13 protein-coding genes and 2 tRNA genes are annotated in these 14,501 nt (G+C 42.2%); 9 read left to right on the top strand and 6 right to left on the bottom strand.

All coding sequences use genetic code 11. The features are described 5' to 3' along the window. Nucleotides 1–167 precede the first annotated feature (167 nt). Nucleotides 168–1,310 (bottom strand): putative sensor domain DACNV-containing protein, encoded by a 1,143-nt coding sequence (locus tag OQX61_RS05065; protein WP_265840589.1) that lies wholly within the window; start codon nucleotides 1,308–1,310, stop codon nucleotides 168–170. Nucleotides 1,311–1,333: 23 nt separating this feature from the next. After that, nucleotides 1,334–3,613 (bottom strand): TonB-dependent receptor, encoded by a 2,280-nt coding sequence (locus OQX61_RS05060; protein WP_265840588.1) that lies wholly within the window; start codon nucleotides 3,611–3,613, stop codon nucleotides 1,334–1,336. Between the two features lie 105 nt (nucleotides 3,614–3,718). On the opposite strand from OQX61_RS05060, the gene OQX61_RS05055 reads away from it, so the two are divergent. Genes OQX61_RS05055 through OQX61_RS05045 form a run of 3 tightly spaced genes read left to right on the top strand, consistent with a single transcriptional unit; the run spans nucleotide 3,719 to nucleotide 5,987 of the window. After that, nucleotides 3,719–4,405, top strand: a complete 687-nt coding sequence (locus OQX61_RS05055) for a metal-dependent transcriptional regulator (RefSeq protein ID WP_265840587.1) — start codon at nucleotides 3,719–3,721, stop codon at nucleotides 4,403–4,405. Further along, entirely contained in the window at nucleotides 4,390–5,676 is a 1,287-nt protein-coding gene (locus tag OQX61_RS05050; RefSeq protein ID WP_265840586.1) for a DUF2130 domain-containing protein, read from the top strand. Before OQX61_RS05055 ends, OQX61_RS05050 begins: the two co-directional genes overlap by 16 nt. A gap of 5 nt (nucleotides 5,677–5,681) precedes the next feature. Beyond that, nucleotides 5,682–5,987 (top strand): hypothetical protein, encoded by a 306-nt coding sequence (locus OQX61_RS05045; RefSeq protein WP_265840585.1) that lies wholly within the window; start codon nucleotides 5,682–5,684, stop codon nucleotides 5,985–5,987. A 73-nt stretch (nucleotides 5,988–6,060) separates the two neighbouring features. Here the strand turns inward: OQX61_RS05045 and rlmF are convergent, their stop codons facing one another. Continuing rightward, complete coding sequence (gene rlmF, locus OQX61_RS05040) at nucleotides 6,061–7,047, bottom strand: 23S rRNA (adenine(1618)-N(6))-methyltransferase RlmF (RefSeq protein WP_265840584.1); 987 nt, start codon at nucleotides 7,045–7,047, stop codon at nucleotides 6,061–6,063. A 303-nt stretch (nucleotides 7,048–7,350) separates the two neighbouring features. Between rlmF and OQX61_RS05035 the strand changes: the two genes are divergently transcribed. The 4 genes from OQX61_RS05035 (at nucleotide 7,351) to OQX61_RS05020 (ending at nucleotide 8,751) form a co-directional block, all read left to right on the top strand. After that, nucleotides 7,351–7,707: a diacylglycerol kinase family protein gene (locus OQX61_RS05035; protein WP_265840583.1), complete on the top strand. Its 357-nt coding sequence runs from the start codon at nucleotides 7,351–7,353 to the stop codon at nucleotides 7,705–7,707. After that, complete coding sequence (gene recO, locus OQX61_RS05030) at nucleotides 7,697–8,422, top strand: DNA repair protein RecO (protein WP_265840582.1); 726 nt, start codon at nucleotides 7,697–7,699, stop codon at nucleotides 8,420–8,422. Before OQX61_RS05035 ends, recO begins: the two co-directional genes overlap by 11 nt. A gap of 127 nt (nucleotides 8,423–8,549) precedes the next feature. Beyond that, nucleotides 8,550–8,627 (top strand) — tRNA-Val (locus OQX61_RS05025). A gap of 46 nt (nucleotides 8,628–8,673) precedes the next feature. Next, a tRNA-Val gene (locus OQX61_RS05020) sits at nucleotides 8,674–8,751 on the top strand. Nucleotides 8,752–9,353: 602 nt separating this feature from the next. Here the strand turns inward: OQX61_RS05020 and OQX61_RS05015 are convergent. Continuing rightward, nucleotides 9,354–10,454 (bottom strand): DNA alkylation repair protein, encoded by a 1,101-nt coding sequence (locus OQX61_RS05015; protein WP_265840581.1) that lies wholly within the window; start codon nucleotides 10,452–10,454, stop codon nucleotides 9,354–9,356. A gap of 32 nt (nucleotides 10,455–10,486) precedes the next feature. Then, on the bottom strand, nucleotides 10,487–11,335 hold the full coding sequence (locus OQX61_RS05010; protein WP_265840580.1) for an AraC family transcriptional regulator: 849 nt from the start codon (nucleotides 11,333–11,335) through the stop codon (nucleotides 10,487–10,489). A 157-nt stretch (nucleotides 11,336–11,492) separates the two neighbouring features. Between OQX61_RS05010 and OQX61_RS05005 the strand changes: the two genes are divergently transcribed. Continuing rightward, nucleotides 11,493–11,996, top strand: coding sequence for a cupin domain-containing protein (locus tag OQX61_RS05005; RefSeq protein ID WP_265840579.1), 504 nt, complete (start codon nucleotides 11,493–11,495; stop codon nucleotides 11,994–11,996). A 6-nt stretch (nucleotides 11,997–12,002) separates the two neighbouring features. Here the strand turns inward: OQX61_RS05005 and OQX61_RS05000 are convergent, their stop codons facing one another. Further along, a complete protein-coding gene (locus OQX61_RS05000; protein WP_265840578.1) occupies nucleotides 12,003–12,824 on the bottom strand; it encodes an ATP-binding protein in 822 nt (273 codons plus the stop codon). A gap of 302 nt (nucleotides 12,825–13,126) precedes the next feature. On the opposite strand from OQX61_RS05000, the gene OQX61_RS04995 reads away from it, so the two are divergent. Further along, entirely contained in the window at nucleotides 13,127–14,278 is a 1,152-nt protein-coding gene (locus OQX61_RS04995) for a glycoside hydrolase family 88 protein (protein ID WP_265840577.1), read from the top strand. The last annotated feature ends 223 nt before the right edge of the window (nucleotides 14,279–14,501 follow it).

Below are 14,501 nucleotides of genomic sequence, written 5' to 3'. Positions count from 1 at the left end.
TGACCAAAAGAGAATGGGTTAATGCTGATCGGGTTGTACTGATCTTTTTACTGCTGGCAACGATAGCGGGAGCGATTATATTTTCCTGAGCTCAGGTAGAAAAAACAAAACTTAATTAATTTTTAAAGCGTTCCTCTGGTACGCTTTTTTTATGCGGCAAAAAGCCCTTACAACAATAAAGTGTCGATTCTGTGGGCCTGAACCCTGGATTGTGAAACCGACCAGCTATAAATGGTAAAATGACCATCTTGTGAAGCCACCAATGCGGTAGCATCCTTTTGATCATGAACAAATTGTGCCGCAGAAAGATGTCTGGTGCCCCCTACCTTGGTCGGATGAACGACAGTTGCCTCCCCCCCTTTAATGGGTTCAGAAAAGGAAATTTCGTCAATATTATCCTTTCCTTTTGCACGTCCGATTTTTGCACCAAATGCCAAAAGCTCATAATCACTGCTGATCACCGTAGCGCCATCTACCGCTGTTAAGCCTGCTAAATGCTCCACTTCGCGTTTCAATGCGGTTTGCCAGAAAATCTGACTCGCTTCCTTACGATCTTGCTGCAGCAGTTTAGAAAGGCCGGTAAAGGCGGGTTGCACATAATATTGAATCGGTTTGATAATAGACTGCAACCAGTGGTTGGTTTCATTGGGCACGATCAGCAAGGTACCACCTCTCCCGTGACTGCGCATAGAAACAGCCAGCTGAATCATCACATTAACCGAATCGTTCCAGTAAGAAGGCGCAGTAAGATCTAATAGAGAAAGCAACATTGGCGGACAATCCCTCATATCTGTATGCTTCTCCTCCACCATTTTCACCTGATCCCCTTTCAGCACGGCAATATTGGTAAACTTCCCAAATCCATAGATCCTGCGGTGCTTGATCACCAGCAATGCTGGTTCAGAAACATCGAGTACGAAACAGAAATTAGGAATGCTTACTGTCGTTCCCCAGATAAAAAGCTCATCATCCTCCATCCAAACGCCCAGATGAATCCCTGCTCTTTCTACACCCGGAGCAATTTTGGTCAGGATTCCTGCACTTAAAGGCAAACGGTGTTTAAAAAGTAAAGGATTTCCTGCCTGATGCGGAGGAAGGTAGGCCAGAGAAATCTTTGGTGAATGTCCCTCCTCTTTGCGCAAACTTGCCCAAAAAGTGGCGTCAATAATCGCTTCAACCACATTTGCAGTGGGTAATGGCGCAAGATCATCCTCTCCACTTTCTCTGGCAGCAGCAAGATGCGCTGCAAAAATAGCTTCAACTTTTGGGGCAATCACCCTTGCTGCCTGATAGGTCGAGTAGTAGATCATGCCATAAAGTTAAACTATTCCTATTATTTTATGGTATACCTCATGCCAAAAAATCCCCTGATATTTTGATTGGGTCCGTATACATAATTCGGGTCAAATGTTAAGCCATAAGGATTACTTTCCGTGGGTTTTACTTTTCCCTGATCATCGTAAACCACGTTTTTATCAAAAGGATCATTCGCACCGGCGATGATAAATGGATTTCCGCGGTTAGGTGTCCAGTTCAACAGGTTTTTTATACCGCCATAGAGTTCAAAACGCTTGAATCCAGTGTAAGTAAACTGGATATTCTGAATACTCCATACCGGAGAAAACTCATCCCTTGGATCCAGCGGACCAACCAATGGCAGTCGCATCGGGCTGTAAATATTACCGGTATAATCAATCCCGAGATCCAGTGCCCTGATTTTGTAAGAAACCGCCCAGTTGCCGGAAAACTTCTCCGTCAGAATCTGCTGCCTTTTTATCCCATGCTCATAAGTCGCCACATCCTGATAAGTTCCACCCACTACGACTTTCAGTCCATTGTTTAAGGCCAGATCCAGATTGGCTGTAAAGCCCTTGCTCACCGCATAACCATCCAGATTATTATAGATAATCTTGTTCGGATCGGTATCGAAATCCCCAATAATCCGGTTATTGAAATAAGTATAAAATGCAGAGGTTTCAATACCGAAATAAGTACCATCGGCGGCATACATTTTCCGCAGGTAATTCAGGTTCACATTGTAAGTTTTCTCAGGTTTCAGCTTTGCGGCAATCACCACATCTCTGGCACCGGTTAAGGCGGCATGGTCTTCGGTGAAAATATTAACCACTCTAAAGCCTGTTCCTGCATTTAAACGCAGGATATTCTGGTCGTTCAGCTTCCATTTAAAAGCGGCCCTTGGGGTCAGGATATGACCATGTAAAGAATTATAATCGTATCGGAAGCCCGCGAGCACTGTGTGTTTCGGACTCAGGCGCAGTTCATCCTGTACAAATATCCCCGGCAGAAAGATGTTTTTCGCCGGATTATTCAGTGCCGTAGCCGGCGTATTGTCGTCATAGTAAGTATAACGCAATGCCGTTCCCACCAATAAATCATGGGCCTTGATCTTTTTATCCCAGGTCAGCTGTCCGAAAGCTACTTTTTGCGTAGCGATATAAGATTTATCCCCGTAGCGGCTATCCTGATCATGGTTATTCACAGAAAAAGCGAAGAACAATTTCTCCTTTACCGGCAGCTGGTAGTTTCCAATCAACTCCCATCTTTCCGTATAAATGCTTTCGCCATACACCTCGTTCCCGCCCCGGTAGGATTTATTCCAATTCGTTTCACCTCCCCATCTGTCTTCATATAAATAGCGACCTGCAACTGTAAACAACCTGTTATCCTTACGCTGGAAATTCCATTTCTGAAATACAGAAATCCGGTCTTGCAGGGTCACGTCGGTGAAATTATCATGGTTATGGTCCACCACATTCCCGAATTTATAATAGTTTACACCAGTCAGTGCAGTTGCTGTGCCGACTTTAGTTTTCAAGCCCAGGTCTACATTTAATTCCTCGTAAGTAGTCCCGAAGATATCCGCAGAAAACAAAGGCGCATGCTGAGGTTTTTTAGTGATGATATTGATTAGTCCACCAACAGCTTCACTGCCATATAAAGAAGAAGCCGGACCTTTCACAATCTCGATCTGCTCTACCAGGGAGTTCGGGATGCCGGAAAGGCCGTAAACTGTCGACAAGCTGCTCACAATCGGCATCCCATCAATCAAAATCATCGTATAAGGACCTTCCAGACCGTTAATATGAATATCACCTGTATTGCAAATGTTGCAGTTCAATTGTGGCCTTACACCGTTTACATTTTGCAGGGCATCAAAAATACTGGGTGTTGGGTTTTTCCGGAAGAAAGCGGGAGTATAGACCTCTACCGGCACCGGACTTTCCAGCCGGTTCACCTCTTTCAACGTTCCGGTAACCACTACCTCATTCAAATCATTCTGAAAATTACTCAGATCGAAGTCTAACCGCAGCGTTTCTCCGGATTTAAGGACGATGCTTTTTACCATCTTCTTAAAGCCAACTGCCGAAGCCTGAACTTTATAGCCCCCTGCATTAACCGCCGGCAATTCATAAAAACCGGCGCTGTCGGTAGTGGCTACAATAGCCAGCTGACCGATACTAATATTGACCCCCGGAACCGGATTCCCTTCCGAAATCACCCGTCCGGAGAGCACACCCTTTTGTGCAAGAGCAGATAAACTACTGACTAACAGTAGAAAAAAAACAAAGGATCGGCTAAAAACTGCTCTCATGATATATTCTTAAATAAAAGTTAGACTAACAAAACATTACAAAACTATAAAAGTTAGACTTACCTAACAAATGTTATTTGACATTTATTGTTTTATATTTGTACCATGCTATCTTACACGGAAGAAAACTATTTAAAAGCTTTATTGAAACTCAGCTTTCAAAACGAGGACAAGCCTGAGGCTGGCACCAATGAAATGGCGGCTCATTTAGGCGTAAAGCCTGCTACCGCCACGGATATGCTGAAAAAGCTGAAGGAAAAGGAGCTGGTCAATTACAAGAAATACGGAAAGATCTTACTCACTGAATCCGGAAAACAGCAAGCCCTTGAAATATTAAGAAAGCATCGTTTATGGGAAACTTTTCTTTATGACAAACTGGATTTCAGTTGGGATGAAGTTCATGAAGTAGCCGAACAACTGGAACATATCCAGTCTGCCAAGCTGGTAGATAAGCTGGAAGAGTTCCTGGGATTCCCTGAATTTGATCCACATGGTGATCCTATTCCTAAAGCCAACGGCGACCTTCCCGTATTGGAGAAAATCCTCCTTTCGGAGGTAAAAGAAGGGGAAATTTGTCAGGTAGTAGCGGTAAAAGACACTTCTACGGTATTCCTGCAATACCTGGAAAAATTACAAATCACCATTGGTACTGCTATCAAAGTATTAGAACGCATAGATTTCGACGGTTCTATGAGCATCCAGATTTCAGACGAGGAAGCCAGAAACGTGTCTATGAAGTTCGCAGAAAGTTTATTCATCACCCTCCATCATAATATATGTCAACAGAAATAAAATGCCCTAATTGCGCGCATACTTTTCCAATAGAAGAAGTAATGGCTGAGGAGTATAAAAAAGACCTCAGAGAGAAGATGCTTACTTTTACGAAGCAAAAGGATGAGGAATATCAGCAGAAACTGAGCAAATTAACACAGCAACAAAAGGAGCAGGAACAGAGCTTTGAGCAACAGCAGAAGTTACAGGTGCAAGCCTTTGAGCAAAAGCTGGCGGAGGAAAAGAAGATCCTGCAGACTGCCCTGGAAGAAACGCTGAGGAAAAGTATTGCCAGTGATTTTGAGAACAAACTGGTTATGATGGACAATGCACATAAGGAAGCAGAAGAAAAGCTGAAACTTGCCCGTGCAAAAGAGCTGGATTTCCTGATGAAGGAGAAGGCGATGATTGAAAAAGAAGAAGAGATGGAACTTCAGCTTCACCGTAAGCTACAGGAGCAGCGTACGGAAATGATCGAGCAGATCAGAAAGCAGGAGACAGAAAAGAATAACCTTAAAGATACCGAGCACCAGCTCCGCGTAAAAGAACTGGAAAAGCAACTGGACGATCAGAAAAAGCTGGCGGAAGAAATGAAGCGTAAGGCAGAACAGGGATCTATGCAATTGCAGGGAGAAGTTCAGGAGTTGATTTTAGAAGAACTATTGCGCAACGCCTTCCCTTTCGACCTTATTTCTGAGGTAGGTAAAGGCGTAAGAGGTGCAGACTGTGTCCACCATGTCAGAAATCAGTTTGGTCAGGAATGCGGAAAGATCATTTATGAAAGTAAGCGTACCAAAGATTTCTCTATGGAATGGATTGAGAAGTTGAAGAAAGACATGCGCAGCATGGGTGTAGATGTCGCGGTGATTGTAACCCAATGCTACCCGAAAGGAATGGATTGCTTTGGCGAAAAAGATGGGGTATGGATTTGTTCTTTTGATGAGGTAAAAGCGGTTTCCTACATTCTCAGGGATGGTATTGTAAAACTGTTTGGCGCTACAAAATCACAGGAGAACCGTGGTGATAAAATGCACATGTTATACGATTACCTGACCAGCAATGAGTTTTCTGAGCAATGGAAAGCCATCAGAGAAGGTTTTATGAGCATGAAATTATCCATTCAGAAGGAACGTGATGCCATGGAAAAACTATGGAAAGCAAGAGAAAAACAACTGGAAAAAGTGATGCTGAATGCCGCTCATATCCGCGGTTCCATTGAAGGAATTGCTGGTACTGACACCATTCAACTGAGCCTGACCGACGATGAAGATGACGAATTATTATTAGAATAATACCGATGATTTACGCAAAAAAGAAAGTCCTGAATACCGCTAATCTGGCGGCGCAAACCGCAAAAATCATTGCGAATGTAAAAGAACTGGAAGAGAAAAATGTAATCCGGATTCAAGGAAATGAGGTGTTTTTATACCCTGAAATATGGAAAGATAAAGCCACTGCCCTGAACTGGATCAAATGTCTTCACCTTTATTGTATGATGAAAAAGCGCTTCAAAGAAAGTGACAGTTTATTCTTTAAACATATAGAAACGGAAGCGCCACTTGGCGCTTTCAAAAACAAAAAGGCAACGGTGCTTATTTTTTAAGCCCCCGTTGCCTTCTTTATTTTATATCTTATTTACTTTCTTTATCCTCAGTTTCCGTTTCCGCAGCAGTATTTTACGCTTCAACAGCTTCATCCTGCGTTTCAGCAGTTTTCTTTTGCGACCAGCGGGTTGCCTTCCAGCTTTCCTGCTCTTCCGGCGTTAAAAATGTCCAGGCTAGAAAACGACTGATCTTCTGCCCTTGTGCCATCTCTATCGTTCTAATCTGTACCGGAGCAACCTTATCTAACGCAGCATATATAAATGGAAGGTGCATGCTTTTAGAAACCAGTGTACTGAACCAGAAACATTGTTTACCGATCGTTGCACTCTCCTGAATCATCTTTCTGATGAAACCTACTTCACCACCTTCACACCATAATTCCGCCTGCATACCACCGAAATTAAGCACAGGAGTCTTACCTCTCTGCGTACCTAAATTCCTTACTTTTCGTTGTGATCCCTCTTGTGCTTCTTCCGGCGAACCATGAAAAGGAGGGTTACACATTGTGAAATCGAATAATTCTCCGGGTTTAATCACCCCTTTAAAAATCTGATTCTTATGTGCCTGCAATCTAGGAAATACGGAAGCCGATAAAGACGGATTAATCGTTGCTATATTTTTAGCCGATTTTACCGCATACGCATCTACGTCTGAACCTACAAAAGACCATCCATATTCCTGATGTGCGATGATCGGGTATATGCAGTTGGCACCAACACCAATGTCCAGCCCTTTAATTTTCGCGCCTTCCGGCACTGCTCCTCTGTTTACCGAAGCCAGTAAATCCGCCAGGTAATGCACGTAATCTGCTCTTCCCGGAATCGGCGGACAAAGGTAACCTTCAGGAATATCCCAATGTTCTATCTGATAGAAATGTTTAAGTAACGCCTTATTCAACAACCTCACCGCCATGGGATTTGAGAAATCAATAGATTCATCACCATAAGGATTTACCGCCACAAAAGGACGCAATTCCGGCAATGTTTTAATCAGTTCCGGAAAATCATACCTGGAACGGTGCTTGTTTCTTGGATGTAACTCGTTTTTTTGCATAGACATTACCTTCGGCTAAATGATCGCCAAAGGTAATGTTATTTTAATTTTGGCTCTTGATTATTTTGAGCTTAAACACAGTCATGACTCCCTTATGATCGGTTGGCCATACCCCAGCAGGCTCGATAAAGCTATCCTTTCCATCTTCATTTACCATTTTACTCTTCACAATAGAAGTCTTTGGCGAATTTTAACAGCAAAAAAAGCTATTAATAAATATTAAAAGGGATTTCGCGTATTTAATAATTGGATATCCAGGAAAGCATGACGTACTTTGCAGGAATACAAAATAGGGTTTGTACCGCAGCTATGACTAAATTTATCAGAAGTTTTGGTTACGCGTTTTCTGGAATCGCTTACGCCGGCAAGAGCCAATTTAATTTCAGATTTCATTTATGTGCGCTGACGATTGTCGGCATTGCCGGATGGTATTTTCAGCTGAATACCTCAGAGTGGCTATGGATTGTAACAGCCTCCGGGATTGTATTACTCTCCGAATTGTTCAATACTGCAGTAGAGGTTTTGGTGGATCTTGTCTCTCCGGATATCCATCCGAAAGCAAAAATCATTAAAGATGTGGCCGCCGGAGCCGTGCTGATTGCCGCTATTACTGCAATCTTGATTGGATTGATCATTTTCTACCCAAAAATCGCTCATGCTGCATAAAACACGTGGAATTGTATTAAAAACGACATTATATAGTGAAAGTAGTGTGGTAGTGCAGATGTTTACGGAGAAATTCGGAATGCAATCTTACCTGATCAATGGGGTCAAAAAGCCCAGAGCAAAGATCAGGATGAATATGTTGCAGCCCTTACATCTGGTGGACATGGTAGTTTACCATAAAGTAAATTCCAGTATTCAACGGGTCTCAGAACTGAGACCTTCCCCTATTTTTCGCAACATTCCATATGATATCTTAAAAAGTACGATGGCCATGTTCCTGAATGAGGTGCTGTATAAAAGCATCCGTCAGCAGATGACTGATGAGTATTTGTTTGATTTTATCTTTAACGCGGTGTGCTGGTTTGACGAATCGCAGGGCTCAAATGTGAATTTCCACCTTGCTTTTCTCCTAAAATTATCGCGTTATCTCGGTTTTGCACCGAGTACAAAGACGAAAAGTGACCAAAGTTATTTCGATTTACAGGAAGGTGAGTTTAAATCTTTGCCTCCGGTGCATCCATATTTTATCGACAAGGACGATGCTGCACTGTTTATTTCACTATATATTTTGCCTTTCGAAAAAATAATTGAAATAAAGTTAGATAATAAAACGCGTCGTAGAATCCTCGATAAAATACTGATTTACTATACCTTACACACAGCTTCTTTCGGAGAAATCCGCTCACATCAGGTCTTGGAAGATATATTATCATAAAATAGTTGAAAATATTTTTGCAAAACTGATTTAAGGGTGTATATTTGCAATCCCAAAACGAAGGAAACTTTGCTAAACGGAAACGGCTTACTCAGCTGGTATTTGATACAAATAGAGTACAGCAGAAGGGAAATTAGCTCAGCTGGTTCAGAGCACCTCGTTTACACCGAGGGGGTCGGGGGTTCGAACCCCTCATTTCCCACCAAAAACAGACACTCAGCTGTTTCAAAACAAAAAGAGTACAACCAAAAGGGAAATTAGCTCAGCTGGTTCAGAGCACCTCGTTTACACCGAGGGGGTCGGGGGTTCGAACCCCTCATTTCCCACCAAAACCTTTCAGATCTTCTGGAAGGTTTTTTTATGCCCAAAAATTCCCAACGGAGGCCGGCCAGGCCAAATTCAACTCCCGCTTCCTTCGGGATGAGTTCGGAATCCCTTCGACTTCCTTCCGGATTCCCTCAAGGATTTCAAAATGGTTACATGACCTTTGCAACATGGTTGGAAGATCCGCTGAACCTACCAAGGATCATCCAACCCTCATCCAACCCTTATCCAACCATTGAGTAAACCTAGTCGCAGGTCGAATGCATATCGAAAGGAGGTCGAACAGAACGCGATAGAATCCTATAGCAGTTACCACATCCAAAGTTTTCAGGTGATTTCAGGAGTAACTAACAAAAAGCGTAATTCACAGATTTAGCAGTTATCCACAATTTCAACAAAACAACAAATAGACTAAGCACTGACAAACAATACATTAGATATTAAAAACAGCCGAGAAACCCTGTGGATAACCTGTTGACAAACTGTTAGCTTTCTGTTTATAGACTGTGTATAAACTGTGCATAAGTCCACAAACCCCCTCATGTTTACCACAATTTAGCATCGTTTCTATCCTGGCGCAGTGTTTATATCTTAATTCCCTGTCTTTTTAGGCCAATTCAAACTCCTTTATCACCTTTTCTACACCATTCACAATAATTGACAATTGTTGTACTCCCGGATAGAACTTCCTTGTGGTAATCAATTTAAAACTCTGTTTTCTGGAAACCTGCACTTTTTCCGCTGCAGCATAGTTCTTTTCACTGATTTTAAACACCTTTTTAGACCAGCTGCCATTTTGCCTTTTATAATACAGGCCGTATTCCAATCTAATCGTTTGCGCTTCCTCACGCTCATTGAAAAGATCAAAAGAAAACCGGAGATCGCCACCGATTGACGTGACCGGTGTAGAGATCTGAAAATTACTCACCTCCACCTGTTCACTTTCCAGTCCGTAGTGTTTTAATATTTCGATATGCCCCTGCTTTAATAAAGTCCGGCAGCCGTGCTTAATGATCGCGTCAGTCTCTTTATGTTTTCCTTTCCATCGCTTTGCGATTTCAATCACCAGGTCCGGATTGTCTTTAGCAATATCATTGAGGTGATTGGCTACACTTCTCCTCACCCATTCTGAGGGATCATTTTTTAGGTTTTCCAATAAGGGTAATACCGGTCCGGGGTTCTTTTTAAGTTCCGGCAAGGCCATTGCCCATGGCAGTCGCGGTCTGCTACCTTCGCTGGCAAGTCTCCTGACCCTATAACTTTCATGTAAAGACCATTCCGTCATCTGAGCGACCATCCGATCGCCATACTTCAACATAAACGGCCTTACTGCAAATTCGCAACTTACAAACTGTGTTAAGAAAGCGATAGCTCTCATTGAGTTTTCAAAATCACCGATGCCATAGGTTTCAATATAATCCGGCAGGAACATATAGGCCAGACCATCTTCCCCCTGGCGCGCGTTACGAAGCGCCTGAACGATTTCGGCAATCAGGTCTACCCTTTTCCCATAATCCTCAGGAAGGAATTGATGTAGCACTCTTGCCGTGTGCTTCATTCTTGCTTTCAATTCTTTACGCTCAAATTCTTCATCAAAGATTTCAAGGGTGAATTTCTTTTGATCAAAAGCAGGAATGGTTTTTATCAGCACTTCCGAAAGTCGCTGATAAAATGCCGGAGAATATATGTTTTTAAGAAGACTACTCATAAATGACTTGTATATTATTTAAACTGCCTGAATTAACTAATGTTAGTGACTTTGTTTCTGATTTCTCTCATTCCGACCTGGTAATACTTTTTCATCATTTTATTCAAATGACTACTATCTGTAAAACCCAGCTCATTCGCGATTTCCTTAAAAGAGCTGCTGGTTAATGTAGCCCGGGCTTCTGCGATTTTCAGTTTAGACCGCAGCACGTAGTCGCGGAAACTTTCCTTCGCATTTCTCTTAAAATATTCACTAAAATAAGTTTCCGAGACATGAAACCTCGAAGCAATTCCTTCGACGCTTACCTTTTTCTGATCCAACAGGTTATAATGGATAAAATGAAGCATGTTGACGAATCGCTTCTCAGGGAATGACTGTCCATGAAACAACTGTTTCTCAATATTTCTGGAAATGATGACGAGAATGGAAACCAATAAATTTTGCACCAGAAAAACAGAACAGCTGTTATCACTGTAATGTTCCGATACAATCAGGTTCAGCAAGGATTTTATATGTTTTTTATCGGTGGTATCAGGGATCAGTTGGCCGGCCCCCTGGTCATAATTTCCGATGATGAAGTTGAGTCGGTTAAACCAATCACTGTAATTGACAGAACCTGAGGTCTTGTCAGAGAAATAGTTGCTGGTGAAACGAATAAATAGAAAACGCGTCGGTTTTTCGATCACATAGCCATTGCAACTTGCAGAAGGCAATAGAAAGATATCTTCTGCCCTATAGTGATGCATACTCCCATTTACATACTGCTCTCCTTCGCCCTCCAGGATATATACCAATTCAAAGAAATTACTTGACTTACCACGTTTTTTCCAGTTTTCATGCTCTATAATACTTACAGAGAAGTTTTCGTGATTGATTTCCATGATGCAAGATATTTACAATTTCGGCAAGCGCCGCAACATCCAATATAAATACTGCTTTTTCCCATTACCATACTCATCATGAAGCAAGGAATATCCACACCTTTGACCCATCGTTTCTACCCAACGAACATAATATACCCTCAAAAAAGAGCAACTCATGAAAATGACCGCAATCCCCAGAAGAATTGTCACCGGCCACAAAAACGGCCGTTCTTTAATTGTAGAAGATAAAAAGGTGACGAATGTTTCAGAACATTTGCCGGGATTACTGATTTCCGACATATGGGCAACGAATACGATGCCGGTAGATTTAACACAGGAACTGATTGTGGAGAACACCTTGGTTCCGGATCCACCAAAACAAGGCAGTTATTTTAAGTATGTGAGCATCCCCCCGGATAAAGATACCGGTATTATAAACAAAGGTCCGGGCGGTTCAGGCGCTGCAGCTCCACCTCATCCCTTAATGCACAAGACTGATACGCTCGATTACATCATCATTTTATCCGGAGAGCTATACCTCATCCTTGATGAGGAAGAGACTTTATTGAAAACCGGTGATATTGTGATCCAAAAGGGAACCAACCATGCCTGGAGCAACCGGTCGGATCAGCCTTGTGTACAATTAGCAATATTACCGGATGCCAGTCGGGGGGAATAACCTCTCTTATTTTAACTGATAGGCCATCACTGTTTTTTTATAAAATGTAGGGATGAAAACGATCTTTTTTACCGGATCATAGCCAATATCAGCCGTATTTTTCTTCTCTAAATGGGTATCCAGCAATACGTCACATTTCCCGGCTGCAGTTACATAATAAACATAACCGCCCCAGCTAGAGCAGATAAAATCACCGTTTCCTACAGGCTCCAGTCCGTCACCACCAGCAGGTAACAAAGCGATCTGAGTTATCTTTTTGTTTTGATCTGCTTTCAGAAATTGCTTACCGGAAAGGATATACAGGTCATTTTTAATGGCTTTTAATCCGTTTACCCCGTTCAGACTGTCCATATACAGCGAAGGAACGTTTTTTTCGATCTTAAAGATTTTTTTCATTCTGGTATCAGATACATATACAATTCCTTTATCACTCACCGTGATGTCATTTAAGAATTTGGTGTTTTCAATGGGGATTTTACGGATCACTTTCCCTTTGGCAATATCTATTACCACTACTTCCGTCAGATCCGCAGCATATAAGAGGTTGCCAAACTTAGCAAGGCCTTTTGGCGCATTTAACCCGGTTACCCAGTCGAGGTTAATCACTTTACCGTTTGACTGCATCTTCCCTATTCCACCGATACCATCTTTTTCATCCGGTCCGTTTCCCATAATAGATACATAGAGAATATTGGCTTTAGGGTCATGTAACACCGATTCCGGCATGTTGACTACGCTATCCGTTTCCCAGATTTTCAGCAGATGATGCTGTGCTTTTAAAGAGATGGACAAAAAGACCATGGAGGTTAAGAAGAGGTATTTTTTCATGTTTATCTGTGATTTTATAAATTTAACGGGTTGTTTTAGGAGTTGAAGGTATTGCTTTAGCAATTGAACGGGCAATTAAATAATTCCGGTATTAAAATTACTATTTCAAGTTAGCAAATTAGTAAACTATATGATCATAAACAGTCAATTATCATCGTAAATAGTTAAATATAAGGCAATCAACCAAGAGCAGGCCTTTCGGGAAATCAAATAAAAGCTAACTTTAAATACCTGAACCAGTAAAAACTCAACAGATAAATTTAAACACCCTAACCAGGCAAACCGTAAACAATAGAAACATCATGAACAACAGCGCTATCATGACCCGCGTAACCGGCCTTATCTTTTCGTTACTCTTTTGTGGGTCCAATACCTCATATGCCCAATCAAAATCAGCAGATTTGAAAAACTGGCCGAAAGGTGCTTCTCCTAAAGAGATCGGTGGCAGGGTTGCAGCGCGTTTTGTGGCTACTCCCCATACCAATTTCAATAAACCAGGACCGCCAAGGGTGATTACTTATCCGGAATCTGTTGCCTGGTATGGCGCATTAACTTTTGCAAAATCCACGGAAAACAAAGCCCTCGTTAAGCAACTGTCAGATCGCTTTGAACCATTTTTTGGCGCAGAAGCGAAAATGATTCCGACACCGGATCATGTGGATTACAGTGTTTTTGGCGCTGTTCCTTTAGAGTTGTTCAAGCAGACAAAAGACAAGAAATACCTCGATATGGGCCTCGCTATTGCGGATAAACAATGGGGACCGCCTGAAGGACCCAGGGTAAAAGAAGAATCCCACGATTTTTACAATAAAGGATATACCTGGCAAACCAGGCTATGGATCGACGATATGTATATGATCACAGCCTTGCAGGCTCAGGCTTATCGCGTTACCGGAGAAAAGAAATACATCGACCGTGCCGCCAAAGAAATGGTGTTTTATCTGGACGAACTTCAAAAACCTAATGGCTTATTTTACCATGCACCGGACGTACCCTATTACTGGGCAAGAGGCGATGGCTGGATGGCGGCAGGCATGGCCGAGCTACTCAGTTCTATGCCTAAAGACCAGCCCAACAGAGCTAGAATCATGAAAGGATACACCGATATGATGGCTTCCTTACTTAAATATCAGGGTAAAAACGGAATGTGGAACCAACTGATAGATGATCCGGAAGCATGGCCGGAGACTTCGGCAACAGGCATGTTCACTTTCGCCATGATTAAAGGTGTTAAAAACGGCTGGCTGGATAAGGAAATTTATGGACAAGCGGCCAGAAATGGCTGGCTGGGATTGATTAGCTATATCAATCAGGATGCCGATGTTTCTGATGTATGTGAAGGAACCAACAAAAAGAATGACCGTCAGTATTATCTGGACAGGAAACGTAATACCGGAGATCTTCATGGGCAGGCCCCTATTTTATGGTGCGCTACAGCATTGCTCAGCAAATAAAAATGGCTCCGGTCAACAAGAAATACATGCGCTAAAATTTGTTTTAAGTTTTAGCGCATGCTTATTCCTACAAATCTTAGCCTACCCTTCTTAACATGTGCTAATCCCAATAAAGCAACCCTTAAAGTCCGGATCGGCGCATTTACCTGAAAAAAAGGACCGTTTTTAATAAAACTGCTCCTTAAGACCTCTTTTCAGTAGAAAAACCGTTACCAAAAGAATA

Source organism: Pedobacter sp. PLR (assembly GCF_026239675.1).
Taxonomy (GTDB): domain Bacteria; phylum Bacteroidota; class Bacteroidia; order Sphingobacteriales; family Sphingobacteriaceae; genus Pedobacter.
This window is presented reverse-complemented; position numbering and strand designations above follow the sequence as displayed.

Bases quoted from the DNA above. Each gene is read 5' to 3' on its own strand.
- recO (WP_265840582.1), top strand. From the start codon at position 7,697: ATGCTGCATAAAACACGTGGAATTGTATTAAAAACGACATTATATAGT.
- OQX61_RS05005 (WP_265840579.1), top strand. From the start codon at position 11,493: ATGAAAATGACCGCAATCCCCAGAAGAATTGTCACCGGCCACAAAAAC.
- rlmF (WP_265840584.1), bottom strand. From the start codon at position 7,047: ATGTCTATGCAAAAAAACGAGTTACATCCAAGAAACAAGCACCGTTCC.
- OQX61_RS05045 (WP_265840585.1), top strand. From the start codon at position 5,682: ATGATTTACGCAAAAAAGAAAGTCCTGAATACCGCTAATCTGGCGGCG.
- OQX61_RS05015 (WP_265840581.1), bottom strand. From the start codon at position 10,454: ATGAGTAGTCTTCTTAAAAACATATATTCTCCGGCATTTTATCAGCGA.
- OQX61_RS04995 (WP_265840577.1), top strand. From the start codon at position 13,127: ATGAACAACAGCGCTATCATGACCCGCGTAACCGGCCTTATCTTTTCG.
- OQX61_RS05050 (WP_265840586.1), top strand. From the start codon at position 4,390: ATGTCAACAGAAATAAAATGCCCTAATTGCGCGCATACTTTTCCAATA.
- OQX61_RS05055 (WP_265840587.1), top strand. From the start codon at position 3,719: ATGCTATCTTACACGGAAGAAAACTATTTAAAAGCTTTATTGAAACTC.
- OQX61_RS05060 (WP_265840588.1), bottom strand. From the start codon at position 3,613: ATGAGAGCAGTTTTTAGCCGATCCTTTGTTTTTTTTCTACTGTTAGTC.
- OQX61_RS05010 (WP_265840580.1), bottom strand. From the start codon at position 11,335: ATGGAAATCAATCACGAAAACTTCTCTGTAAGTATTATAGAGCATGAA.
- OQX61_RS05035 (WP_265840583.1), top strand. From the start codon at position 7,351: ATGACTAAATTTATCAGAAGTTTTGGTTACGCGTTTTCTGGAATCGCT.
- OQX61_RS05065 (WP_265840589.1), bottom strand. From the start codon at position 1,310: ATGATCTACTACTCGACCTATCAGGCAGCAAGGGTGATTGCCCCAAAA.
- OQX61_RS05000 (WP_265840578.1), bottom strand. From the start codon at position 12,824: ATGAAAAAATACCTCTTCTTAACCTCCATGGTCTTTTTGTCCATCTCT.